The organism is Flavobacterium erciyesense, from assembly GCF_018069925.1.
Classification (GTDB): Bacteria; Bacteroidota; Bacteroidia; order Flavobacteriales; family Flavobacteriaceae; genus Flavobacterium; species Flavobacterium erciyesense.
In genome coordinates, this window is sequence record NZ_JAGPXB010000005.1 from 159,918 (window position 1) to 185,554 (window position 25,637).

Genomic DNA, 25,637 nt, shown 5'->3' on the forward strand with positions numbered 1-25,637 from the left:
CGCTACTTGCGGGCTTTTGCATTTTATTGATTCGTCTAAATCAATTTTTTCAATAATCAAAAGACTTAGTCATTCAAAGCTGGATAATCTGTATATCCTTTTACTGTATCGGTGTAAAATGTAGTTGGATCAGGTGTGTTCAAAGGCGCATCCGTTTCATATCGTGCTACCAAATCAGGATTTGCAATAAAAGGAACGCCATAAGCTACCAAATCAGCATCACCATCTTCTAACACTTTCATTCCTGTTTCCTTATTGAAACCTTTGTTAATAATCAAAGTTCCTTTGTACAACGGTCTGAAGTGTTTGGCTACTTCAGTTACTGCAAAAGGCACTTCAGATACATCTGTAAAAGGTTCCGTTAAGTGAACATACGCTAATCCGTAGTCATTTAATTTGTTGATAATGTACTCGTAGGTCGGAATTGTTTCTTCATCCAACATCATCCCTTGCGCATTATGCAAGGAAGGATTCAAACGCACTCCCACTTTTGAATAGTCGATAACTTCTTTCAAAGCATCTAGAATCTCAAAAAGGATTTTTGATTTGTTTTCAATAGATCCGCCGTATTCATCGGTACGATGATTGGAATAACCATTAAAAAATTGTTGCAACAAATAGCCATTAGCAGCATGCAATTCAACACCATCAAATCCTGCAGCAATTGCATTTTTCGCTCCATTTTTGAAATCTAAAACAGTTTGTTTGATGTCTTCGATTGTCATTTCCTTTGGCACTACGGTATCTTGAAAACCATCTTTGGTGTACGCTTGCGCAAAAGGATTCAATGCCGATGGCGCATGCGGCAATTCACCGTTGTGCAAATCTGGATGCGACATGCGACCTGTATGCCATAATTGTGCAAAAATAGTCCCTCCTTTTTCGTGTACCGCATTGGTAACCAGCTTCCATCCTTCGGTTTGCGCTTCACTATAAATTCCTGGTACATTAATAAAACCAACTGCTTTGGTACTTACAAAAGTTCCTTCAGAAACTATTAAACCTGCTGTTGCTCTTTGTGCATAATATTCTGCTGTAAGTGCTGTAGGAACGTTTCCTTCATTATTAGAACGGCTGCGAGTCATAGGTGCCATCACCATTCGATTATTTAAAACACTATTTCCTAAAGTGTAAGGCTGAAATAAAATTGATTTACTCATTTGATTTTTTTTTAGATAATTAAAACCGCCACCACATAAATTCAAATCATGCAGTAAAACGGTAAGTAAGAGAAGAAATTAAACAGACACACATTATTTTCTTGATGCACGTCAGTTTAAATAAAAGTTCTATCTCCTTTCTTTATCGTACAAAGGTAAATCAGGACCACAACTTATTTCGTTGACCTAGGACAAGAAACGACATAGATATAAAATTTTTTAGCTGCTAATTTTTCTCCTAACCCTACTAAGTGTGGCCGGAGTACAACCCAAATAAGAAGCTATCATGTGTTGCGGAACTCTTTGAACAATGTTTGGGTATCGATGAAGCAATTGAACGTATTTCTCCTCGACGGATGCAGTCAGCACACTGTTAATGCGCTCTTGATTGGCAACGTAGGCATTTTGCAAAAGCAAACGCTGGTATCTTTCAAATAAAGGCACTTGCTCCATTAAAACCTCACGAGTGGCTGAAGTTAGTAATAATACCTCTGAATCCTCAAGCGCCTGAATCGTGTAAATAGAAGAGCTTTGGGTTAAAAAACTAGCTAAATCAGTAATCCACCAGCCTTCGACTGCAAATTGAATCGTATGTTCATTGCCTTTTTCATCGACATAAAAGGATCGAAGTACTCCTTTTTCAACAAAAATATTATATTGACAAATTCCGCCAGAAACTTGTAGCATTTCTTTTTTTAAAACTCTTTTAGGTACAAAATAAGTTTTACACAACTCGCGCTCTGCTTCACTCAAAGCTACTTTTTCTTGAATACTTTTAAACAATTGATCAAACATGTTTGCAAGTTACAAAATACTATAAAAACAGTAGCGTAGCATTTACAACTAATAACAATTCAACCTTGATAACTAATGATAAATCTAAAAATGGAACCTAATATTAATCAAATTATCTGATTATATTTGCCGAGTCTAATTTAACACACAAATGAAACCAAACACACAACAATTAAAGGATTTAACAATCCAAGTTAGAAGAGATATTCTTCGCATGGTACACGCAGTCAACTCAGGACACCCAGGTGGTTCCTTAGGTTGTGCTGAATTTCTTGTCGTATTGTACCAAAACATAATGGATCGCAAAGAAGGTTTTGAAATGGACGGAATAGGTGAAGATCTTTTCTTTCTTTCTAATGGTCATATCTCACCTGTATTGTACAGTGTATTGGCCCGAAGCGGTTATTTTCCAGTTGCTGAATTAGCTACTTTCCGTTTGATCAATTCTAGATTACAAGGTCACCCAACTACACACGACCATCTTCCAGGAGTACGTATTGCATCTGGTTCTTTAGGTCAAGGATTATCTGTAGGGATTGGTGCTGCTCAAGCTAAAAAGCTGAATGGTGACAATCATATCATCTACACCCTTCACGGTGATGGTGAATTACAAGAAGGTCAAAACTGGGAAGCTATCATGTACGCATCTGCTAAAAAAGTAGATAACTTAATTGCAACAATCGATTTAAACGGAAAACAAATTGATGGAACTACTGACGAAGTTTTAGCTATGGGAAGTATCCGTGCTAAATTTGAAGCTTTTGATTGGGATGTTTTAGAAATCGAAAAAGGAAACGATATCGAGGCTATTATTGCTGGTATGAACGATGCCAAATCAAGAACTGGAAAAGGAAAACCAGTTTGCGTATTGTTACACACAGAAATGGGTAACGGTGTCGATTTTATGATGTACAGTCATGCATGGCATGGAAAAGCGCCAAATGATACGCAATTAGAAATTGCTTTAGGGCAAAATCCAGAAACTTTAGGTGATTATTAAAAAACGTTTAGTTGCCAGAAATTAGTATTCAGTAGATTAGAGATAAAAATCAAAATAGAACAGTGAAAAAAAGTATCTTGATTATCGTAATTCTCATTTATCAAAACGTGCTTTGTCAATCGTTTACATTTGATAGATTTATTGAATACAAAGACAATATGGGTCGGACCTCTATTTTTATGATCAACTCTAAAAACAGTTCATATCATTTTTTTGGAAGTAGTTTTACAAATGAAATTTCAGGTAGTGTTTTTGATACTAACAAGAATATCAGGCACCATTATTCATTGAAAAATGTTGCAAACGCTGTTCAGTTCGATTATATCGACTCCTCTTTTGAAAAACCAAATAAGATACCATGTTACGATAATAAAAACATAATTGAGGTAAAAGAAAAACAGCTAGATAGTGCATCAACTAATTTTAAAGTTCTAAAATTCAAGAATAGTAAAAAAAAGAAGGCGATTCAAAGTTCAAACATAAAAGCTATTAAATCTGGAATACCAGTTTTTTCACTAATAATAAAGCCGTTTTTCGGTCACTTTATTTTTTGTAAGAAGATAGAATTACCTGAAAATTATTTACCTACTATTGTTGAAATAGATTATTTCAACGGCATTAAGACCAACACTGAACTGATTCAAAATAAAGAAGTTAATGTTCTTTTATCACTAAATAAACAAGACATTAAATTAAGAAATTAAGAAAATGAAAAAATATACAAATACAGGAAGTAAAGATACTCGCTCAGGTTTTGGAGCGGGAATGACTGAATTAGGTCAAAAAAACGAAAATGTAGTAGCACTTTGTGCCGATTTAATTGGTTCTTTAAAATTTGACGATTTTAAGAAAAACCATCCAGAGCGTTTTTTCCAAATCGGAATCGCAGAGGCGAACATGATCGGAATTGCAGCAGGATTAACCGTAGGAGGAAAAATTCCTTTTACTGGAACTTTTGCTAACTTTTCTACAGGAAGAGTGTACGATCAAATTCGTCAATCAGTTGCGTACTCTGAAAAAAATGTAAAAATTTGTGCATCACATGCTGGATTAACTCTAGGAGAAGACGGAGCAACACACCAAATCCTTGAAGATATCGGGTTGATGAAAATGCTACCTGGAATGACTGTAATTAACACATGTGATTACAACCAAACCAAAGCGGCTACTTTAGCACTTGCTGATCATAACGGACCGGCTTACTTGCGTTTTGGTCGTCCGGTTGTGCCTAACTTTATGCCAGCTGACGAACCGTTCGTAATTGGTAAAGCAATCACCCTTACAGAAGGATCTGATGTGACGATTGTAGCTACAGGACATTTGGTTTGGGAAGCGTTGCAAGCTGCTGAAGCTCTTGAAGAAAAAGGAATTTCTGCAGAGGTAATCAACATTCACACTATCAAGCCATTAGATGAAGAAGCAATTTTGAATTCTTTAGCAAAAACAAAATGTATTGTTACTGCTGAAGAACACAATATTTTAGGTGGTCTTGGCGAAAGCATCTCTAGAGTATTGGCTTTAAACAGTCCGGCTCCACAAGAATTTGTTGCGGTAAATGACAGCTTTGGTGAATCAGGAACGCCAGAACAATTAATGGAGAAATACAAACTGAACGATCAAGCCATTATCGAAGCAGTAGAAAGAGTAATGAAAAGAAAATAATCTTTTCGATTTATTCCATAAAAAAAACCAGACTGCCTTAGCAATCTGGTTTTTTTATGCCTTTTAATTTCTAGTTACATTTAACCAAATGCCTTTTTATTCTTGCTGGATTGGTGACATTACCATCACAACTAGGAATGTCAGCAAAAGGAATTAACTTGCCGTTAACTGTAATTTCAGTTCGTGTACTTACACCATCGCCATCATCATCAGTATCTAAATAATTAGGAATACCATCTTTATCTGTATCATCTGCAAACCGAATAGCATCCACAGGAAATGTAGGATAATCTATTTTGTTGGCATAATTAAACATGTATCCATCTCCATCTAGATCCTCGTTGACATCCAAAACACCATCTCCATCAGTATCACTTCTACTAATTTCATACAATTTAAAACTAAATACTAAGGGAGCGTAAGGTGGAATTGAATTAGCACCACCAGCATAATATGCCAATGCTGATGGAATAATCATTACACCTGCTCCGTAATTACTGTAAGAAATAGTACCATCAGGATTTGAACTGTAATTCCCAGTTTTAAATTCAGGCAAATAATTACCCCATTTAGCAGTTAATGTCGGTAAAACAAAAAAGGAATCTTGATTGTTTATTTCTTCAAAAAAAGTTGATGTTAAAGTTGACACATCTCCTACTTTAGTTTTTGACAAATACTCTCCTCTGTATGCAGTTAAAACGCCATCAGTACTGGTTGGAGACTGACCTGTCCCCTCACGCAACATAATATAATACAATTTGTATTCCACATCATGAACAGTAACTTTTTTCATCAATAGCTTTGGAAAAGAACTACTATTTAAATAATTCCAAACTGGTATTTGAGTTCCTCCAGCAGGTATTTTTGATATTTTAGTGAGTACATCTGGATTTGTATCCTCTATATAGTATGTTTTTAAGTAATCTTCTATATCTACACTTTCAGTGGCATATTGGTCCGCATAAGCTTTTGGCGGAGTCAATGCCGCCGCTTCATCTTTTGAACATGAAAATAAAGAGACTGTTGTAATTAATAAAATAAAATAATACTTAAATTTGTTCATTATAGCTAAATTTTTTAAGTGCGCAAGATACAATATTGATTGATTTTTGTAAACAATTTAACGCTGATTTTAGAAAAATTATGAGAATAGATAAATATTTATGGTGTGTTCGTTATTATAAAACCAGAAACATGGTAACGGAGGCCTGTAAAAAAAACCATATTACCGTTAATGGCCAAGTAGCCAAAGCCTCAAAGGAAGTTTTTCCTACCGATAAAATCACCTTTAGAAAAGATCAAATAACACAAATTATAACCGTTCTTGACATTCCTGAAAATCGTGTAGGCGCCAAATTAGTTGATATGTACCGCCGCAATGATACGCCTGCCGAAGCTTTTCAGCATTTAGAATTGCTGAAATTATCCAAGGAACATTACCGTAAAAATGGAACTGGTAGACCAACCAAAAAAGATCGTCGTGACATTGATGAATTTGGGAACGAGATAATCACTGATGATGAGGAGGATTAAACCATAATTTTTCATCAAATAAAAAAATCATTTTCACAACTTAATACTGCTAAACAACAACTTTATATAATGAGCAAAAATATCATCTTGAACAATCAAGAAATAGAACACAAAATAAAACGAATTGCCTATCAAATCTACGAAACCTTTGTAGATGAACAGGAAATTGTAATTGCCGGCATTGCAAGCAACGGTTTTACTTTTGCCAAAAAAATTGCAGCAGTACTTGAAATCATTTCTCCTATCAAAGTATCAATCTGCGAGGTGCAAATAAACAAACAACATCCGCAGTCGCCTATTGAGACCTCGATAACGCAAGAACAATACGCTAATAAAGGACTAGTTTTAGTAGATGATGTTCTCAATTCAGGCACTACACTGATATATGCTGTAAAACACTTTATTGATGTACCACTGAAAAAATTCAAAACAGCGGTATTGGTAGATCGAAATCACAAAAAGTACCCTGTAAAAGCCGATTTCAAAGGCATATCACTTTCTACTTCACTTTTCGAGCACGTACAAGTTGTGTTTGACGAAAACGGAGACAACTACGCGTACTTAAGCTAACAAGGCAATAATTTCGACAACCGTTTGTTCGATAGATTTTTCATCAACCACTACTTTATACTGTGCTTGATTATAGTAAAAACTTCTATCGAACAAATGTTTTGCTATAAACTCCCTCATTTCTTCTTCATTTTTACTCGCTATAAGTGGTCGTTTGCTTTTATTTTGATGCAATCTTTGAAATAAAGTTTCAATCGAAGCTTTCAAATAGATCGAAAAAACGTTTTCTCCATTAAAAAATTCATGATTATTGGCATAACAAGGCGTTCCTCCGCCCAAACCGATGATCATTTCCTCGGTTGATTGCATCAAATCGACAAAAACTTCGTGTTCTATTTTACGAAAATAGATTTCTCCGTGCTTTTCAAAAATAGCATTTACAGATAAATTGAGCTTTTTTTCGATCATTTCATCTAAATCTACAAAAGGGACCTGAATACTTTTTGACAATTTTTTAGCAATAGTAGACTTCCCGCAGCCCATATAGCCTAATAATATGATTTTTTTCATCTTAATAAAACCTTACAAATTAAGGTGTTGTGTTTTTTTGTTTAAAAAAGACAAATTTATAATAAAAATGCTTGCAATAATCCGAAATTAGTTCTTATATTTGCACCCGCATTCAAGGAAAGAATATGACTCGATAGCTCAGTCGGTAGAGCACATCACTTTTAATGATGGGGTCCTGGGTTCGAGCCCCAGTCGGGTCACAAATTTAGTGATCAACACATAATTTTCTTGAAAGCAATGACTCGATAGCTCAGTCGGTAGAGCACATCACTTTTAATGATGGGGTCCTGGGTTCGAGCCCCAGTCGGGTCACAAAAGGTTGTTCGCCATGGCGAATGACCTTTATTTTTTTTAGGCCACGTGGAGAAACGGTAGACTTGCCATCTTGAGGGGGTGGTGCTCGTAAGGGCGTGTGGGTTCAAATCCCACCGTGGTCACTTTAAAAGCCTATTTTAGAGGCTTTACAGAGGTTTTAGTCAACATTTAGTCAACCAATTTGAAAAAGTGTAGATTAAAACCTTTTTTTATGGTAGTATTCGATAAGATGAAACAATAAAAAGCATAGCAAACCATTTTATCTCACTTGGAAATTCTCTTCCAAAATTTTAGAAAATTCAAATCAACTAGCCTTACTCTAAAATAAACTTCCTTCAAAAAATATAATTCACTCCGTCTTTTATATTCTCCCAGTCAAATTGAATTGCTTTAAAAATTTAAAAGCGATAATTAAGAACCAAATTAATTCAAGAAAAACCATCTCCCCAATTACATCTCATAATTACAATTAACATCTAAAGTACATTTTACAATTATGTAATTTTTGGAATGTTAAAGCAATTTCGTTAACCAATTCGCAAACCAATTGGTCTACTGGATATTTACATTATACTACAATGATCTATTGAAATACGAAGGCAAACATTTTTGTAATACATAGTGTAAACAATCTATCAATTCCACTAAAGTTAACCAAATCATTAATGGAATCTATCATACAAAAGAAGAAATAGCTCAAAACCTTTTAATTATAGATAAAATCTCCAAACCTTCCGACCAATTCCCTAGCCAATTCGCTAGCCAACTGGTTAACCAATTGGTTAACCAATTGGATGACGAAAATTTTCAAATACAAGATAGAGATCGTTTTGTAAAGCAATTATAACTATTTTTATTTAGGTAGTTGCATAATTGGCTTAGATGCTCCATTTTACAGCAACGAATACATATTTAGAGCCAAAAAAAAAGAAATTATCTCAAAAGAATTAAAGAATTAAAACATCTTGATCTTTTCCCGTTAACCAATTCGTTAGCGAATTGGCTACACAATTGGCTACACAATTGGTTAACGATGCCATGGCGATTATTAATAAACCAACTATTTGATGTTTTTTTCAAGCCGAATATCACTAAAAGTGGGTATTTCAAAAAGCTTTAAAATAGTGTTCCTTTACGTTTTAAATCAAGTTGATTCATGCTTCTACAAAATCGCAATTGGCAATAGTCCATTAATTTTTATTTTCAATACCTTAGCAACAATTGTGATTTCCAAAAACAAATACAACCTAATGAGTAAAAAGAATCTATCAGAAAGAGACATTTGCACCAAATTTATAACCCCTGCTTTAAAAAATGCAGGTTGGGATATTAACAAGCAAGTACTTGAAGAAGTAGCTTTTACAGATGGTAAAATACATGTAAGAGGAAAACTTACCGCTAGAGGAGATAGAAAACGAGCCGATTACATTCTGTACTTTCAGGACAATCCCGTGGCAGTGATTGAAGCCAAAGACAACAAACATTCCATTCGTTCAGGGATTCAACAAGCCTTGGGCTATGCTCAAATATTAGATATTCCGTGCGTGTTTAGCAGTAATGGTGATGGATTTTTATTCCATGACCGCACAGCAACTGATGCATCCATTGAAACAGAACTTTCCTTAGATGAATTTCCTTCGCCTGAAGCACTATGGGAGAAATATAAAAAATACAAAAATATTGCGACACCTACTGGTGAAAAAGTAGCCTTACAAAAGTATTTCTCTGATGGCTCTGGCAGAAAACCAAGATATTATCAACAAATTGCTGTCAACAGAACCGTTGAAGCCATTGCAAATGGTCAAAACAGAATCATCCTAGTGATGGCAACGGGGACAGGAAAAACCTATACTGCGTTCCAAATTATTTATCGTTTATGGAAATCAAGAACTAAAAAGAGAATTCTTTTTTTGGCTGATAGAACTGCGCTTGTAGATCAAACCCGAAAAGGCGATTTTAAGCATTTCAAAGATAAAATGACTATCATTAAAAAGAAAGTTATTTCTAATGGAAACGGAAAAGATGAACTCGTTAGCAACAAGAAAAGAGGCATTGATACTTCTGATAAAGCGTACGAAGTCTTTCTAGGATTGTACCAAGGATTAACCAATAATGAACCAGGGATTGAAGACGCCTACAAAGATTTTTCACCTGATTTTTTTGATTTAATAATTATTGATGAGTGCCACCGCGGTAGTGCGAATGAAGATAGTTCTTGGAGAGAAATTTTAACGTATTTCAATCAAGCAACCCATATTGGTTTAACAGCAACCCCGAGAGAAACTAAGGAAGCTAGTAATACCGAATATTTTGGAGAACCCGTTTACACCTATTCTTTAAAGCAAGGAATTGACGATGGCTTTTTGGCACCCTACAAAGTTATTCGTGTAGCCTTAAATGTAGATTCAGAAGGCTATAGACCACAGCAAGGGAAAACCGATAAAGAAGGAAATGCAATTGAAGATCGCATTTACAACCGTAAGGATTTCGATAGAAAATTGGTGATAGACGAACGGACAGATATAATTGCCCAAAAAGTAACGGAATATCTCAAAGGGCTAGATCGTTACGCTAAAACCATCATTTTTTGTGTAGACATAGATCATGCTGAACGAATGCGTAATGCAATAGCAAAGCACAATGCCGATTTAGTAGCCGAAAATTACAAATACGTGATGCAAATTACGGGTGATAATGAAGAGGGCAAACGTGAACTTGATAATTTTATTAATCCCGAAGAAAAATATCCTGTGATTGCAACAACTTCGGAGTTGATGACTACGGGAGTTGATGCGCAAACCTGCAAAGTGATTGTACTGGATGCCAACATCAATTCGATGACCAAATTCAAACAAATTGTTGGTCGAGGAACACGCATTAACGAAGAGTTTGACAAACTCTATTTTACAATATTAGACTTTAGAAATGCAACGGATAATTTTGCCGACCTTGAATTTAATGGACCTCCTTTGCGAGTAAAACCAATTACGGAAGAAGCTGATTTAACCACAATAATCGAAGAGGAGTATGAAGATGATTCACCAATAATTGATAGTGTAACTGGAGCAGAAATTGTAATTGAAAAACCAACTATCAGAACTCCTGTTAATGAACCTAATTCTGATTATAAAAGTCGCCCAAAACAATACATCAATGGTGTAGACGTTTCGGTATTGGTAAGTAGAGAATTGTTTTTTGACTCGAATGGAAAACCAATAACAATCAGCCTACAAGACCACACTAAAAGCATTATTAATGGCAAATATGCTTCACTTGATGATTTTTTAACCACATGGAACAAAGCCGATAAAAAAGAGGCAATTATAAAAGAATTACAAGAACAAGGCGTAATGGCGGAGGCTCTTCATGAAGCTGTTGACAAACCCGTAGACTTGTTTGATTTGATTTGCCATGTTGCTTACGATCAGCCTCCTTTGACCAGAAAACAAAGAGCCGAAAATGTGAAACAGCGTAACTATTTTGCAAAATATGGTGAGCAAGCCCGAAAAGTATTAGAAACGCTACTCGATAAATATGCTGATGAAGGAGTAGAAAATATTGAAAACATTGATGTACTGCGCGTTAAGCCATTTGATGATTTTGGCTCTGCTTATGAAATTGTAAATGGTATCTTTGGCAGCAAAACCAAGTACCTAGAAGCCATCAAAGAGCTAGAAAATGAATTATACAAACAAGCGTAACCATGTGCCAGATTTCAAATAAAATCAAGTTTTGCACTTGTGCCGCAACCTCAGTAAATCGATTAAAACATTATTGGATTTGGCATCAATTCAATAAAAATAAGTTCACCATGATAGTTGGTGAGATTATGATCCCTGATTTTATTGTGAATCCTGATTTTGCTAAAAATAAAAAAATTCTAAGCAATCGATTAAATGAAATTGACGCTTTTGATACGGCTTTAGAATTTAAGAATAAAGACTTATTAGAAATAGTTATTGATCACAAAATCCCTCATGCATATAGATCTACGTACCTATTTGAGTTTAAAAAAGATAGTTGGCGCAGTGTAAAATATGATCCTTTTCGTATTGCAGCACATCATGATGAAGCAAATTCAGGGAAAATAAAAAACGCCTTAAAAAGAACAAACAATAAATAATGAGCAACATTTCAGGAATATTAAAATCCATTCAAAATATTATGCGTCAAGACAATGGTCTTAATGGTGACGCCCAACGCATTGAACAACTCGGTTGGATGCTTTTTTTAAAAATATTTTCAGACAAGGACAAAGAACTCGAATTACTAGACGACAATTATATTTCGCCCATTCCAGATGTATTTCATTGGGTGAACCAAAAAGGCAATTGGGCGGGCGATAACGAAGGAATGACAGGTGACGAATTGCTAGAGTTTGTGGACCGACAATTATTTCCTGCCTTGCGCAACATTGATGTAAGCACAGGAAACCGCAGGGCATTGATTGTTCGTGAGGTTTTTGAAGGCAACAACAACTACATGAAAAGCGGAATCAACATTCGCAAAGTGTTGAACAAGCTGAATGAAATGGACTTTAACGTGGCCAAAGACCGTCACGCTTTTGGCGAACTGTACGAAACCATTTTGAAAGGGTTACAAAGTGCTGGAAATAGCGGTGAGTTTTACACACCTCGAGCCATTACCAGTTTTATCACCGAAATGATTAACCCACAACTGGGAGAAAAAATTCTAGACCCATCGTGCGGAACGGGTGGTTACCTCACTTGCACCATTGATCATTTAAAAAAGCAAGCCAATAGTGTAGAGGAACGCCAGAGTATAGCTAAAAATGTAATTGGTTGGGAGTACAAACCTTTACCTTATTTGCTAGCCACAACCAATTTGATTTTACATGACATCGAAGTACCGAATATCACATACCGCGATTCACTAGACCAACCTCTCAGTGTGTATACCGAAAAAAATAGAGTAAATGCCATTCTAGCCAATCCACCTTTTGGGGGTATTGTTGCCAATGGTAACGAAACCAATTTTCCGCAAAACTACCGCACCAAAGAAAGTGCCGACTTGTTCCTGATTTTAATGATTCATTTATTAAAACAAGGCGGTCGTGCCGGTATTGTATTGCCTGATGGTTCACTTACGGGCGATGGCGTGAAACAACGCGTACGCCAGAAATTACTAGAAGATTGCAACCTACACACCATTATACGTTTGCCTAACTCCGTGTTCCAACCGTATGCTACGGTAGCTACCAATTTATTGTTTTTTACAAAAGGCACACCAACTAAAGAAGTTTGGTATTACGAGCACAAATTACCCGAAGGAGCAAAAGCTTACAACAAAACCAAGCCCATTCAAGTCAAAGAATTTGACCCAATAAAAACGTGGTGGAACGACCGCAAAGAAAGTGATTTTGCTTGGAAAGTACCTATACAAACCATTATTGACCGCAACTACGATTTAGACATTAAAAACCCTACCAAGCAAGAAGAAGCGCACGAATACAATAGCGTGGAATTGATGGAAATGTTACATACTTCTTTTGAAAAGAGCAATTCATTATTGGAACAACTTAAAGAAGTAGTGAAATAATGAGTATCGAAATAAAATACATGCCATTATCATTTATCAACACTGATGAAGAAATTTTAAAACAAATTAAAAACACTGTACTATTTTCTTATCTATTTCAAGAATTTGAAGAAACTTCTTTGTGTCACTATCTAGAAAGTACTCAATATGGTTATACAGCATCAGCTTCTGAAATTGGTACACATCAACTAGTTAGAATTACTGATATTAATAGTGGTAAAGTTGATTGGAATACTGTACCGTTTTGTGATTGTGAGGCGGAAACTAAATATCTATTGAAAGATAATGATATTCTTGTAGCTAGAACAGGAGGCACTACAGGAAAAAGTTTTATTGTTAATTCAGCTCCTAACAATGCCATTTTTGCAAGCTACTTGATTCGTTTACGACTTAAAAATGAAGTGAATTTACAGTTTATCAATTTATATTTAAACTCTTATGCTTTTTGGAGTCAAATAGTTGAAATGAAATCTGGTTCAGCAATGCCAAATGTAAATGCCGAAAAACTAAAAACGCTTAGAATACCAAAAATAAGTTGTGAGGAACAAAGTGATTTTGTCACTGCTTTTAAAAATATTGAAAAAGCTGAAAATTTAAATTCTTTATTCGATAAGATTAACGAGGTAGAAAGTTTATTTATTAATTCTAAAAAAACAATAAACGAACTCACCCACCAACTCGACCTAATCAAACAATTGCGTCAAGCGTTTTTGCGTGAAGCCATGCAAGGCAAACTGCTCACGTCTGTCACTTCGAGCGCAGTCGAGAAGCAAGCAACCGGTCATGAATTGTTAGCCAAAATTAAAGCAGAGAAAGCCCAACTCATTGCCGAGAAAAAACTCAAAAAAGAAAAAGAGTTAGCACCCATTACTGAGGATGAAATTCCTTTTGAAATTCCAGAACATTGGGCTTGGTGCAGGTTGGGTGAGATTTGTTCAAAAATAGGGTCAGGGAGTACCCCAAAAGGCAGTAATTATTCTGAAATTGGTTTGCCTTTTTTTCGATCTCAAAACGTTCATGATAGTGGTTTAGTTTATGAGGATATTAAATTTGTTTCAAATGAAGTTCAAAAACAAATGAATGGAACAATTGTATTATCAAATGACATTCTGTTAAATATTACAGGTGGTTCAATAGGTAGATGCGCTTTAGTACCTAGCGATTTTAAAGAAGGAAATGTCAGTCAACACGTTTGTATAATTAGACCGTTATCAATTGACTATATCTTTCTTCACAAACTCGTATTATCACCATATTTTCAAAAACTAATATTTAGTTCAACAACTGGTGCTGGTCGTGAAGGATTGCCTAAATACAATTTGGAGCAATTTATTATACCACTACCACCGCTTCACGAGCAAGAGCAAATTGTAGCCAAGTTAGAAGAGTTAATGGCGTTTTGTGATGGTTTAGATCAAAGCATTAAGGAAAGTCAAGGATATAATGAAATGTTGTTGCAACAGGTTTTGAGAGAGGCGTTGCAATCAAATTAATAAAAAACAAAATGGAGCGTATTTCATATCATTCAAATTTTAAAAATGCAATTCAATTGGCTAAGGATAAAGGTTTCTTTTTAGGTAGTGGTAATCCCAATGCTAAATTGTTATTCATTGGTAAAGAAGCTGCTATTGATAGTTTAAATTCATCGGAACAACACAAACGAGAGATTTGTAATAATACTCAGGATTGGGAATTAAACATTCAAAATAATACACAATTTTCAGAAGTCGATAATTGGTTTGTCACGCCACAGTACAATCCATTATACCCATACAAAGGACAAAGAAAAGCGGTCGAAAGTCGCAACGAAAATGGTGACATAATAGGAGGTAAAGAAGGCACAAGTAGAACCTGGTTCAATTATCAAAAATTAACAGATGCCATTTATTTTGATGGGATACTTCTTGATACCATAAACTTTCATGAATATGCTTTTCTAACCGAATTGAATCAGATTACGGGCAAGTACAGTAAAGATGTTCCAAAAAAAATTAGAAAAGAAAGCATTGAAAAAAGAAAAGAATTACTCCAAACGCCTTTTTTTAAAGATTTCCCAATAATTATAGTCGCCGTAGGGCATTATGTTAGAGATTTTGATATTGATTTGCAAGATCTCTTTAAAGTGAAATTTGACAAACTCTCTTCAGAAAAATACTCTAAGGGACTTTCAAAAGATTTTATCAATATCCACTTTGATAATTTAGAACAACCAACCAAATTACTTATCCACACCAACCAATTGAGTATGGTAAGTAATGAGTTGATTAATAGATTAGGACAAATTTGTAATGATTATTTGAGACAAATTCAATAACCACAAAAAAAAAATTATGGCCGTTTATAAACTAAAAGCAAAAAACAACTATGGCGACATGCCTAAAGGATATGAATTTCAAGTAGTTTCAGCAACAATTCCAATACCTGATGTTAATGATATAGAAAAAGAAATCATAAGATTAGGTTTTAGTGAGCAAGCCCAATCATATAAAAGTTCAGGAAATTTTGAAGTTATTAAAGGTTAAATTGTATCCCTAAATACGTTCAAATTATCCTTTAAAATTATTAGACATATAGATTTATCGAGGAGTTTTAAAGGAAAAAAATAAAAGAATAAAGGTATGAGTTATTGCATAGAATGTGGCTGTACTATTAGCCAAAATGTTTTTGATTATTCGGTCAATTACTTGGGGCATCCACTATGTATAAATCATCAGCAATGGTTAAATGCCATTTACAACAATAGTTCCACGACCCGACAAGCCATTGAACTATATTTTGCTCTACGAAGACGAGGTGTACCGGCTGAGTTAGAAAAATGGGATGGTTCTAAAACTATTGATATTGCCGTAACACAAGCAATGGTAAATATAGAAGTAGATGGTCAACATCATAATTATAACCATCAGCAGGCTTTAAGTGATTTAAAACGTACCTTTTACAGTTTTCAAAAAGGTTTTTTAACCTTAAGAATTCTTAATAGTCTTGTCGAATGGAGCATTGAAGAAACCGCAGACTATATCACAGAATTTCTAATTGAGAACAAAAACAGGAAATATAATAGGTTCTAAATTACAAGGCAAAGAAGAAAACAGTGTTTAAATAAAATAAAAGTGAGAGTTTTAAAGAAGATTCACAGCCATGAGAAATAATTAAAATATGAGTACTAACAAAAAGAATATCTTCTGTTTAGAAGGCGATTGGAAAGAAAATTTAAAACATAAGAGTTCTATTCTACCTGAATTAGAATTATTGGAACTCAACAAAGGAATCCAAAGCATATATAAAACTTGCGGAAGTTATGGAGAGTTTGAAGTGCGTTTAAAACAAATCTTGGCTGACAAAAGAAAATACGACTCGTTTGAAATAATTTATTTGGCTTTTCATGGTAGAAAAAATCACATCATTATTGGTGAGGTAGACTATTCTTTAGAGGAAATTGCTAAAACTTTTGAAGGAAGATTAGACGGTAAAATGATTCATTTCGGGAGCTGTAAAACATTGTCGATAGGTGAAGAACAAGCTAAATATTTTCTTGAAGTCACAGGAGCAAAAGCAATTTCGGGTTACGGTAAAAATGTTGCTTTTATTTCAAGTACAGTAGTCGATATTTTATTTTTTGAAATGTGTCAAAAGTTCGAACGCCTGCACTCCATTAGAGATAACATGCACAAACATTATGGTGATCTATGTAGAGCATTAGATTTTAAATTCTACCTGCATAGATCATAAAGAATGATCTATAAGTTAAGATTTTAAGATCCTAATATAACTCTACAGTCTCGAGGATTTAGAGAGAAGTGTAAAAAAGTCAATGGTGTAACTAATAGTTGTTGCAACAGGTTTTAAGAGAGGCGTTGCAGCCAAGAGAGGAAGTTTAATTAAAATATATTTATTTATGGTGAATTTTAGTGTCGAAGAATTAGAAAAAAGGTTCAACGAAGTTGAACAACTTGTAGAAAATCAAGAAGATGGTTTCGAAAACAAAGTATTTAAGCTAGAGGAAGATGTTCAATTTGAAATTGAAATGCTGCAAGATCACATCAATGGTTTGGATTTTGACAAAACCGAAGCTTTAGAGGAAGTATTTTCTAAATATGAAAATATTGCAAGAAGAATAAAAATCTTAAAAAGCGAAAATGATTTTTACGATGAAGATGCCGAATTAGATCGTATGTTTCCAAATCGAAACGATGAGGATTTTGATGAAGATTCAATGTCCTATGATAGTGTTTTTGGGAGTGATTAAAGTCCTAAGTTAAATCAAATTTTGGTCGAACAGATATTTCTACAGATATCAAGAAAGTAGTCGTCACTTAAAAAAATAAAAGATATGAAGTATGATATCCAATTAAAAAATGAACTTATTAGACTTGCAGAAAGTTATGGTACAAAAAATTTTGGTGATCAATACGCTCATCCTAATGAGCTTAAAAATAGTTCTGTGATTTTTAATGATATCAGGTATAGTTTTCACAATGAATCCTTTTCAAATATTGAAAGCAAAGATGAAAATTTTAAAAGAACACAAAAAAAGCATAGCAGAGTCCAAACTAAAAATGCAGGTATTCTAGAAATGCAATCTTCAAATAGTTCGGATGCATTGGCAATGAATGTCTTTTGCCATCCCGATTTTTCTAATTGGGTAGAAATGAAAAAATTGTTTCAGGTAACTGAATTTACTTCTATAGATTTTGGACATAAAGCCAGAGTTGATAAAACAATTAATAACATAAAGAAAAAAGACAATACTGAAGTAGATGTATTTATAAACGGTAATATATTCATAGAGTGCAAATTAACTGAAAAAGATTTCAGCTCAAAAAAAATGGAAATCGTTGAACATTATTCAGAGTTTAGAAATGTGTTTCATGTGGAGAAACTACTTCAAACCAAAACGCATTATGAAAATTACCAACTCATTAGAAATATATTAGCTGCTAATCAACATAAAGCACAATTCATCCTTATTTGTGATATACGCAGACCTGACTTAGTAGAAAGTTTCTGCCAAACGGTAGCGTGTATAAAAGATAACTATTTAGGCCTAAGAACCAATTGCAAAATAATCTATTGGCAAGATCTAGCCAAAGTTGTTGGTGATGAATTAAAAATTTTTCTACATGAAAAATATGGGATTAATTAACTTTTAAAGAAAGTTTAGGGTATAACGAACAATTGTTGCAACACGTTTTTAAGAGATGCGTCTAAAAGAAGAACAAGAAACAAAAAATAGGTAAAATGAAAAAATTAGGATTAATTATTCTGTTATTATATAGTATCAATAGTTTTTCACAAAAAATGTCTTGTGATGAATTATTAAATTTTGTTAAAACCGAAGGAAGGTATGTAAGTTCATTAAGTAGTTATATCATGGCTTCTTCTTGGCTAAAAGAAGTAACCCTTTATAGTTATGAGGGCAAATATTTTGTAATTGCCAAAATCAAAAAAGATGAATATAGCTATTCAGCTAATACTTATGTTTTTTGTGGTATTCCATATAATAATTGGTCTAATTTTCAATACGGTGGCTATGGAGATTCAAAATCTTATGGAGAACGATTTCACAAATATATTATTGATTACCAGTGTAGTTGCTATTAATCAATAGTAAACCTTTTTTTTAGCAGGCCAACTGTATTGTAAATTAATAGAATACTTTGTAAGAGTAACAAAAATCATAGTCAAAATGAAAAGCTGCTTGAACAGGTTTTGAGTTAGGCGTTGCAGGGAGAAAAAAAATAAATAAAGAATTATTAAAAAAGCAAACATGAAAATCGCATCAGTTTATATAACATTAATCTCATTACTAATATTTTCTTGCGGTAAGGAAGATAAAAAGGAAAGTACAAATAAAAAAGCTGAGACTACAACCGAGGGAAATTATATTTCAAAAAAATGGAAGAGTACCAAAGAAGTTTTTGTCGATAGTGATTCCCTGCTAAAGATAAAAAAGGACAAATATTTTAAAGAATTACGAAATAAATATCCCGAATTTAAATATGTACAAAAGTGGTTTGAGTCTAATCCTAAAGAGTTATTAGGTCTTAAAGGTGATTATTACAAAATGATTAAGGCTACCTATGAAGATGATGCTAACATCACTTATGAAAACTTAATAGCACCCGGTGATCGAGGAACTTTTAAATATCTATTTGTTAATGATGACGCTTACTATATTTATGAATTTTTATTAAAAGAGCGTAAAATTAAACCTGTAGATATAAGAAGAATAAGAAAAGGATACGGAGCCGAACCTATGCATGAGCTTACATTTGATAGAAATCATCTTCTCGAAAAAGAAATTTTTAAAGGAGATGTAGACCAAGACTTATTTACTAAAAACGGTCATCTTTTCTTCAAATTCGGAAAAGATGTAGATGACAAGAGAGTTACAAACACGATTGATTTAGGAACTGAAAGAGATTTTTAAAATGCAGAAAATATTATTGTTTTTTTTACTGGTTACACTTCTTGGTTGTTCAAAAAAAAAGGATAATATCCCACTTGACTCTATCGGGAGTAGCTTTGAAAAATCTCGAAAATTCGAAGATTTGACAATTGAAAATTATTCAAATGAAGCAGAAGAGATTTTAGAAAAACACAAGCAAAAATTAAAGATAATTCTTCCTCGCTTAATTGCTGACGAAGTAATAATTTATGAGAAATTTTTAACAGAAGTTGAAAAGTCGCCAATTAAAAATCTTAGTTATCATGATACAAATCAGTATTTATACGAAGAATTATCTAACACTAAGAATCGTTTAATGATTAAAGAAATGGCTTTGAATAAAGCGTACTTTCAATTGTTTAATGAATTGTCATTTTTAAATTTTAAATACCGTTTTTTTAGAAGTAATCTAGTTTTTAAAGATTTCTACGATGCAGGACCTATTGTTTTATCCGAGGAAGTTCTAATCAAAATCGACGAAATGGTTAAAGATGAAAAAATACGCGTTGCAATTGAAAAAAAAATTAACACTTCTAAAATTGTAGGCAGTGGGTTAAGTATTCTTACAAACATTGTAAGTTTTTCAAAATGTGGTAAATCCTTGAAAAGTGTCACAGTTGGCGCTAAAGCTGCGAAAAACAAGTTTTTTTTAAAATCCGCTTCTAATTACAAAAGTAAACTAACATATTTAGTTCTTGAAAAAAATATGGCGCAAAAATTGTCCCAAATCTTAAGTAACCAAAATAAAAGGGATTTTATCGTAGGGAGATCTGAAGAAGCTTTTTTAGCATTATCTGTTGTTAACCATTTAAATGACCGTAGAGAAGATAAGCTATTAGAGTCTTTTCAAAATATCAATAATCAAATAAATGGTAGAATTGGTGATTTTTCAGATGGTATTTTAGCAGTCCACTTGCAAAAAGTAAGGGGTATAATAAAGGATAACACCACTAAGCTAGCAGAAGCTAGTGCAAACGAACTGTCTGACAAAATCAAAGTAAAGTAATTTTTTTTGTAATCTGGTGGATCGTTTTAAGAGTGTTAATCAAATTGTGAGCCGCCAACATTACAAAATATTTTTATGAAAGTAATTGCTGCAGTAAAATTGACATTTAATGCAAGAGGAAAGATACATCAGGATAAACAAAGTCCTTAGAGAATTAAATATTAGTCTTGAAAAAGCAGTCAGTTTTTTAAAAGCTGCAGATATTCATATAGATGCAAATCCTAACACTAAAATTAGTGAAGAGGAATATAATTTTTTAAGGTTAAGAGTTGGTCTTAAAGCATATAAACCAAAAGTGCGACCAGAAATCACAAATCCAGAAATTGCTACGAGGATAAGGCTCAATAAGGGTATTCCTAAAACGGTATTCAAGTACTTCGGTACACAAGATTACCATTTATCCTCCTTAAGAGAGGGCTACTTATTCCATTCAAACTTTAATGACTTTAACGATCCATTTGATTGTAACATTAAACTAATTGATTTTGAAAAGCTGGGCAAATCAAAAAAGGATAAATCATTAGAAAAAACAATAAGAGAGCGATTTCCAGACATTGGCATTTGCTGTTTTAGTCGCATCCATGACTCCATATTAATGTGGTCTCATTATGCTAATAATCACAAAGGATTCTGTATCGAGTTTTATTCAAACAAAAGACCAATTGGTATCAATCCTTTAGATGTAAATTACACAGAGTCTTTTGTAAAAGCCAATTTTTACAATGAGCAGCAAAAAGCCCTATTTCATATGGTTTTTACCAAAGCAAAACAGTGGGAATATGAACATGAATTAAGATCAATAGCGACTCATTTTAAAGATAACAATTCTAGAAAAGTCCCCTTTTTAAAAGAAGATGTAAAAGCCGTATATCTTGGTGTAAATTGTGATGATAATTTTTTAAACGAAATTTTATCTATTGTAAAAGAAGTTTACAATAATGCTATAACTGTTTTTCGAGGCAGTTTATCACCTCATTCATTCGAAATCCAGTGGCAGGAAATAAAATTATCTAATTAAAGAAATAGTATTATTGCTTGATTTGAAAGTAGTTTAGCAAAGAAATGAAATTACAAATGAATAGACTTATTATCATAGGAAATGGCTTTGACTTAGCACATGGTATTAAAACCAGTTACCAAGATTTTATTTTAGACTACTTCAAAACATGTTTAATAAAATGTTTAGAAAGCGGAAGTTATAAATTATCAGGTTCAAGTTTGCAACGTATTGGAGGGTATTACAATGATGAGTTAATAGAAATTAAACTAATAAATAAATACAGCAACATAAATTATATAGAACAATTAAAAAGCATTATATCGATTAAAGAATTAGTTAATTTTTGTGCTAAATATGAATTTAAATTGTTTTATAGATTTGAGTTATTACAAGATACTATTGAGGATTATTGTCAATTAAATTGGGTTGATTTAGAAGACAGGTATTTTGATTTATTAGTAAAATATAGTGACAAAGCAACAAAACTTTATAGTAGAGAACAGATCAAATTGATAAACGATAAATTTGAAATTTTAAAAAAATTATTAAAAGAATATCTAGAAAAACAACAATTAGAATTTAGCAATTTATCTGATAAAGAACCTTTAATTAATTGCTTTTGTGACAAGATTTACAAGCATGAGTTAGTAACCGTAAAAATAAAAGAAAGCGAAATACCCGAAAATCTATATTTTCTAAACTTCAATTATACTAACACTTTCGAAGATTATTACAGATACTGTAAAGTGATCATACCATCCGATTTTAATTATATTCACGGTAATCTATATGGTGCTCATGGTCATGCCATATTTGGTTTTGGTGACGAATTGGATAAAAGGTATATAGGTTTCGAAGACCAAAAGAACAACGATTTATTCAAGCATATCAAATCATTTGAGTACTTAAAAACAAAAAATTATTATTTGTTAACACGTTTTGTTGAATCTCAAGATTTCCAAGTTCATATTTACGGTCATTCCTGCGGAATTTCAGATAGAACGATGCTTAATCAAATATTTGAACATGATAACTGTAAGTCTATAAAAATATATTACCATAAAAAAGAAGATGGGTCAAATGACTATACCGAAAAGACCTATGAAATTTCGCGACATTTCAAAGATAAGGGATTGATGAGAAGGAAAATAGTACCTTTTGATTTATCCCAAGAAATGCCGCAACCAACCAAACTGCAATAACGAAGAAGAGTTTAAAATCCAAAAAGAAAGTTAGGGACCGTTTTTTAGTCACGAAAAAATTACGAGGAAAACAAGAGCGAAAAATTAGTAGATGTAGTCTTTAAATTTTTAAAAAATATTCAACCGTAAGGTAAACTTGAAAAGCAAACACAATGAGCGAAAAATTAAAATATATCAAAGCCGAGAAAATCTCAATAAGACAACATTTCAATGAGAAATGGTTGCAAGATAGAATTGAAGAAGATACCAGTATTTTGGGGTTAGGAGATCTAGATGTAATACATAGAGAAAGAAAACAATCAAGCGGCGGAAGAATTGATTTTTTATTTCTTAATAATGAAACTGACAGAATGTATGAGACAGAAATTATGTTAGGTAAAACAGATGAAAGTCATATCATTAGAGCAATTGAATATTGGGACATTGAAAGAAGACGCTATCCGTCTAAGGATCATCGGGCAGTTATCATTGCAGAGGATATTACTAATCGTTTTTTTAACGTAATTGCTTTAATGAATAGAGCAATTCCTATAATTGCAATTCAAGTAAGCGCACTTAAAATTGACAATCAAATTATTTTGAATTTTACGACAGTGCTTGATATTTATGAAGAGCCTGAAGATGAAGTGAAGCTTGGTGGAGAAGAAGTAGGCAGACCATACTGGGTAAAGAAATCGCACGCAAAATCCATTGTAATGTTGGATGAGTTGATACGATTTGGAGAAATACCAAATGAAGATTTGAAAGTTACATACAATAAACACCACATTGCTTTAGGAACAGACAGACAAAATTGTATTTGGCTTAGACCAAGAAAAACTCCAGGTATTTGTCATATGGAAGTGAAAGTTGGAAAGGAAAACATTGAATGTGCAAAAGAAGAACTTGATGAGCTTGCAATCTCTTTTAACTTAAGAAAAGACGATATTTTCGCAATTTCAATTAGGCAAGAAGATTTGAACAAACATCAAGGAAAAATCAAAAGCTTAATAACTGAATCACTAACGTATTATCAATAAACAATTATAGAATTTAGGAAAAGGGCCTAATTCAAAAGGAATTGTAACGGCTGTTCATTAGTAAGATCAGATTCATATATGATAATAACCTTCGATCAGAAGTAAAAAATAAAGTGTAAAAGTTATATCCATTAATTATTACAAAAATTAAGGAAATTATCTACATACACTTGTAATAACGTACTAAAAGTTTTATATATTTGAAAAAGATATAAGGTGAGACAGACCTTCGTCAATTCACTCAAATGTATGTGAAATACGAAAATTTGTTTCGGATATATACCAGTTGGCAGAAATTATTACGCAACCGCATCCAAAAGACAAATAAATTATGGCACACAAATGTTTTATTTCCTTCAAGACTCAAGACCATGCTTATAAAAAATATATTCATGACGAGCTTGATGTTGACATGATTGATAAATCATTACATGAACCTATAGATTCTGACGATGAAGATTACATAATGAGAAAAATAAGAGAAAATTATTTGTCTGATTCGACAGTTACAATTTTCTTGATAGGTACAAAATCTGCTGAAAATTCATTTTTTGAAAATCAATCATTTATTAAAAGGGAATTACAAGCATCGTTATATCATGGTGTGAATAATACCAAAAATGGAATTTTAGGAATTGTTCTTCCAGATATGGTAAACAGTATATATTTAGGAACAAATAATTGTTTGACTTGTGGCGGTTCACATTCCATCGTTAAAATAGATGATAATACAGTTATCAAAGAATTTTCATATAACTATTATATTCCAAATAATAAATGTGCATGGAGTGAAGATGATAGATACTGCGTATTAACAACTTGGGATAATTTTTGTAATAATCCTAATTATTTCATCGACCAAGCATTTGATAAAAGAACTCATGCAATTTCAGTTTCAACTAAAGTCAGACCGTAATGAAAGATAAAGATTTTCCAAATTATTTTCGAGCAGGTGATCAAGCTTCACTTATTGCTCAAACCACGTATGTAAATTATGTGAAATGGGATTTAATATTTATGGTTGTCGCTGCTAGTTTGACAATTTATAATTACCAAGAAGAAAATAGTAAAACAATTATTTATGTTATTTCAGGAATTTTACTTTTGTTTGCAACAATTCTCTCATTTGTTATAAAAAACAAACAATACGAAGACACTTGGTATCGAGGAAGAGCATTAGCTGAATCATGCAAAACATTAACTTGGAGATATGTAACTTGCTCTGAATATTTTGAAAATAATTTAACAACATCTGAAGCTAGAAAAAGATTTACCGAAAGAATTATAGAAATAAAAGATGAGTTCTCTGATTTGAACAAAGAGTTAAGCGCAAAACTACTTGCTCTCCCAATCATAACAGAAGAAATGAAAAATGTGAGAGGATATACTCTTGAGAATAGAAAGAAATATTATTTAGACCATAGAATTGACAATCAAATTAATTGGTATAAAAATAAGGCAGACCAAAATAAAAGTAAATATGAAGGTTGGTTTTGGGCAGTAATTATAGCACAAATATTAGCTTTAATTTCCATAGGGTTATTAATAAAATTCCCAAACTGTAACTTCAACTTTGTTGGTTTCTTTTCAACTTTATCAGCTTGTTTTTTTAGTTGGTTACAGTTAAAGAAATATCAGGAAAATAAGGAAGCTTATACAACTGCAACTTCTGAATTAAACTTGATAAAGCAAGAAGCAGAAGAAGTTAATACAGAAGAAACATTTTCAAAATTCGTTTTAGATTCAGAAAATGCAATGTCAAGAGAACATACGATGTGGTTAGCCCAAAAAAGAAAATAACTTCTGCCAATGCACGTTTGGAGCAATTGCGAAGTTTGTAGTAAATTCACGTTCACGT

The 25,637-nt window shown here is 32.9% G+C and carries 27 protein-coding genes and 3 tRNA genes; 26 read left to right on the plus strand and 4 right to left on the minus strand.

Annotated features, from left to right (window positions below; genetic code table 11):
- Nucleotides 1–65: 65 nt before the first annotated feature.
- Both KBJ98_RS07610 and KBJ98_RS07615 read right to left on the minus strand, forming a co-directional pair.
- The gene (locus KBJ98_RS07610; protein WP_210789187.1) at nt 66–1,160 is read right to left on the minus strand and encodes an alkene reductase; all 1,095 of its coding nucleotides are present in this window, start codon (nt 1,158–1,160) and stop codon (nt 66–68) included.
- A 219-nt stretch (nt 1,161–1,379) separates the two neighbouring features.
- Entirely contained in the window at nt 1,380–1,955 is a 576-nt protein-coding gene (locus KBJ98_RS07615; RefSeq protein ID WP_210789189.1) for a Crp/Fnr family transcriptional regulator, read from the minus strand.
- A gap of 151 nt (nt 1,956–2,106) precedes the next feature.
- On the opposite strand from KBJ98_RS07615, the gene KBJ98_RS07620 reads away from it, so the two are divergent.
- The 3 genes from KBJ98_RS07620 (at nt 2,107) to KBJ98_RS07630 (ending at nt 4,617) form a co-directional block, all read left to right on the plus strand.
- Complete coding sequence (locus tag KBJ98_RS07620) at nt 2,107–2,955, plus strand: transketolase (RefSeq protein WP_210789190.1); 849 nt, start codon at nt 2,107–2,109, stop codon at nt 2,953–2,955.
- Between the two features lie 62 nt (nt 2,956–3,017).
- Nucleotides 3,018–3,659: a hypothetical protein gene (locus tag KBJ98_RS07625; RefSeq protein ID WP_210789191.1), complete on the plus strand. Its 642-nt coding sequence runs from the start codon at nt 3,018–3,020 to the stop codon at nt 3,657–3,659.
- 4 nt (nt 3,660–3,663) lie between these two features.
- Nucleotides 3,664–4,617 carry a transketolase family protein gene (locus tag KBJ98_RS07630; RefSeq protein WP_166137207.1) on the plus strand — a complete coding sequence of 318 codons (954 nt, stop codon included), beginning with the start codon at nt 3,664–3,666 and terminating at the stop codon, nt 4,615–4,617.
- 70 nt (nt 4,618–4,687) lie between these two features.
- Here KBJ98_RS07630 and KBJ98_RS07635 read toward each other — a convergent pair whose 3' ends face one another.
- Complete coding sequence (locus KBJ98_RS07635; RefSeq protein WP_210789192.1) at nt 4,688–5,680, minus strand: FKBP-type peptidyl-prolyl cis-trans isomerase; 993 nt, start codon at nt 5,678–5,680, stop codon at nt 4,688–4,690.
- Between the two features lie 80 nt (nt 5,681–5,760).
- Between KBJ98_RS07635 and KBJ98_RS07640 the strand changes: the two genes are divergently transcribed.
- Both KBJ98_RS07640 and KBJ98_RS07645 read left to right on the plus strand, forming a co-directional pair.
- Nucleotides 5,761–6,150 carry an RNA-binding S4 domain-containing protein gene (locus KBJ98_RS07640; RefSeq protein ID WP_210789193.1) on the plus strand — a complete coding sequence of 130 codons (390 nt, stop codon included), beginning with the start codon at nt 5,761–5,763 and terminating at the stop codon, nt 6,148–6,150.
- A gap of 69 nt (nt 6,151–6,219) precedes the next feature.
- A complete protein-coding gene (locus KBJ98_RS07645) occupies nt 6,220–6,720 on the plus strand; it encodes a phosphoribosyltransferase family protein (protein ID WP_210789194.1) in 501 nt (166 codons plus the stop codon).
- Here the strand turns inward: KBJ98_RS07645 and KBJ98_RS07650 are convergent.
- Nucleotides 6,712–7,230 carry a shikimate kinase gene (locus KBJ98_RS07650; protein ID WP_210789195.1) on the minus strand — a complete coding sequence of 173 codons (519 nt, stop codon included), beginning with the start codon at nt 7,228–7,230 and terminating at the stop codon, nt 6,712–6,714. The two genes, KBJ98_RS07645 and KBJ98_RS07650, sit on opposite strands and share 9 nt — an antisense overlap.
- A 127-nt stretch (nt 7,231–7,357) precedes the next feature.
- On the opposite strand from KBJ98_RS07650, the gene KBJ98_RS07655 reads away from it, so the two are divergent.
- The 21 genes from KBJ98_RS07655 to KBJ98_RS07755 all read left to right on the plus strand — a co-directional run bounded on the left by KBJ98_RS07655 (nt 7,358) and on the right by KBJ98_RS07755 (nt 25,579).
- Nucleotides 7,358–7,430: transfer RNA gene (locus KBJ98_RS07655), tRNA-Lys, on the plus strand.
- Nucleotides 7,431–7,469: 39 nt separating this feature from the next.
- Nucleotides 7,470–7,542 (plus strand) — tRNA-Lys (locus KBJ98_RS07660).
- 42 nt (nt 7,543–7,584) lie between these two features.
- Nucleotides 7,585–7,667: transfer RNA gene (locus tag KBJ98_RS07665), tRNA-Leu, on the plus strand.
- Nucleotides 7,668–8,795: 1,128 nt separating this feature from the next.
- Nucleotides 8,796–11,246 carry an EcoAI/FtnUII family type I restriction enzme subunit R gene (hsdR, locus tag KBJ98_RS07670; RefSeq protein WP_210789196.1) on the plus strand — a complete coding sequence of 817 codons (2,451 nt, stop codon included), beginning with the start codon at nt 8,796–8,798 and terminating at the stop codon, nt 11,244–11,246.
- A 110-nt stretch (nt 11,247–11,356) separates the two neighbouring features.
- Nucleotides 11,357–11,668, plus strand: coding sequence for a hypothetical protein (locus KBJ98_RS07675; protein ID WP_210789197.1), 312 nt, complete (start codon nt 11,357–11,359; stop codon nt 11,666–11,668).
- Nucleotides 11,668–13,104, plus strand: a complete 1,437-nt coding sequence (locus tag KBJ98_RS07680; RefSeq protein ID WP_210789198.1) for a class I SAM-dependent DNA methyltransferase — start codon at nt 11,668–11,670, stop codon at nt 13,102–13,104. Before KBJ98_RS07675 ends, KBJ98_RS07680 begins: the two co-directional genes overlap by 1 nt.
- Complete coding sequence (locus tag KBJ98_RS07685; protein WP_210789199.1) at nt 13,104–14,597, plus strand: restriction endonuclease subunit S; 1,494 nt, start codon at nt 13,104–13,106, stop codon at nt 14,595–14,597. The genes KBJ98_RS07680 and KBJ98_RS07685 overlap by 1 nt, the downstream gene beginning before the upstream one ends.
- Nucleotides 14,598–14,608: 11 nt before the next feature.
- Nucleotides 14,609–15,418: a hypothetical protein gene (locus KBJ98_RS07690; RefSeq protein WP_210789200.1), complete on the plus strand. Its 810-nt coding sequence runs from the start codon at nt 14,609–14,611 to the stop codon at nt 15,416–15,418.
- 16 nt (nt 15,419–15,434) lie between these two features.
- A complete protein-coding gene (locus tag KBJ98_RS07695; RefSeq protein WP_210789201.1) occupies nt 15,435–15,626 on the plus strand; it encodes a hypothetical protein in 192 nt (63 codons plus the stop codon).
- 96 nt (nt 15,627–15,722) lie between these two features.
- A complete protein-coding gene (locus KBJ98_RS07700; RefSeq protein ID WP_210789202.1) occupies nt 15,723–16,172 on the plus strand; it encodes a DUF559 domain-containing protein in 450 nt (149 codons plus the stop codon).
- Nucleotides 16,173–16,260: 88 nt separating this feature from the next.
- On the plus strand, nt 16,261–16,833 hold the full coding sequence (locus KBJ98_RS07705) for a DUF6642 family protein (protein WP_210789203.1): 573 nt from the start codon (nt 16,261–16,263) through the stop codon (nt 16,831–16,833).
- A gap of 166 nt (nt 16,834–16,999) precedes the next feature.
- The gene (locus KBJ98_RS07710; RefSeq protein ID WP_210789205.1) at nt 17,000–17,350 is read left to right on the plus strand and encodes a hypothetical protein; all 351 of its coding nucleotides are present in this window, start codon (nt 17,000–17,002) and stop codon (nt 17,348–17,350) included.
- Between the two features lie 84 nt (nt 17,351–17,434).
- Entirely contained in the window at nt 17,435–18,247 is an 813-nt protein-coding gene (locus tag KBJ98_RS07715; protein WP_210789207.1) for a PGN_0703 family putative restriction endonuclease, read from the plus strand.
- Nucleotides 18,248–18,342: 95 nt separating this feature from the next.
- Complete coding sequence (locus KBJ98_RS07720) at nt 18,343–18,705, plus strand: hypothetical protein (RefSeq protein ID WP_210789209.1); 363 nt, start codon at nt 18,343–18,345, stop codon at nt 18,703–18,705.
- Between the two features lie 166 nt (nt 18,706–18,871).
- A complete protein-coding gene (locus KBJ98_RS07725; protein ID WP_210789211.1) occupies nt 18,872–19,534 on the plus strand; it encodes a hypothetical protein in 663 nt (220 codons plus the stop codon).
- 1 nt (nt 19,535) lies between these two features.
- Nucleotides 19,536–20,558, plus strand: a complete 1,023-nt coding sequence (locus KBJ98_RS07730; RefSeq protein WP_210789213.1) for a hypothetical protein — start codon at nt 19,536–19,538, stop codon at nt 20,556–20,558.
- A gap of 595 nt (nt 20,559–21,153) precedes the next feature.
- Nucleotides 21,154–21,576 (plus strand): DUF2971 domain-containing protein, encoded by a 423-nt coding sequence (locus KBJ98_RS15265; protein ID WP_225899089.1) that lies wholly within the window; start codon nt 21,154–21,156, stop codon nt 21,574–21,576.
- Nucleotides 21,577–21,620: 44 nt separating this feature from the next.
- The gene (locus tag KBJ98_RS07740) at nt 21,621–22,760 is read left to right on the plus strand and encodes an AbiH family protein (RefSeq protein WP_210789215.1); all 1,140 of its coding nucleotides are present in this window, start codon (nt 21,621–21,623) and stop codon (nt 22,758–22,760) included.
- Between the two features lie 152 nt (nt 22,761–22,912).
- Nucleotides 22,913–23,779 (plus strand): hypothetical protein, encoded by an 867-nt coding sequence (locus tag KBJ98_RS07745; protein WP_210789216.1) that lies wholly within the window; start codon nt 22,913–22,915, stop codon nt 23,777–23,779.
- A 331-nt stretch (nt 23,780–24,110) separates the two neighbouring features.
- Nucleotides 24,111–24,695 (plus strand): TIR domain-containing protein, encoded by a 585-nt coding sequence (locus KBJ98_RS07750; protein WP_210789217.1) that lies wholly within the window; start codon nt 24,111–24,113, stop codon nt 24,693–24,695.
- Nucleotides 24,695–25,579, plus strand: coding sequence for a DUF4231 domain-containing protein (locus KBJ98_RS07755; RefSeq protein ID WP_210789218.1), 885 nt, complete (start codon nt 24,695–24,697; stop codon nt 25,577–25,579). The genes KBJ98_RS07750 and KBJ98_RS07755 overlap by 1 nt, the downstream gene beginning before the upstream one ends.
- The last annotated feature ends 58 nt before the right edge of the window (nt 25,580–25,637 follow it).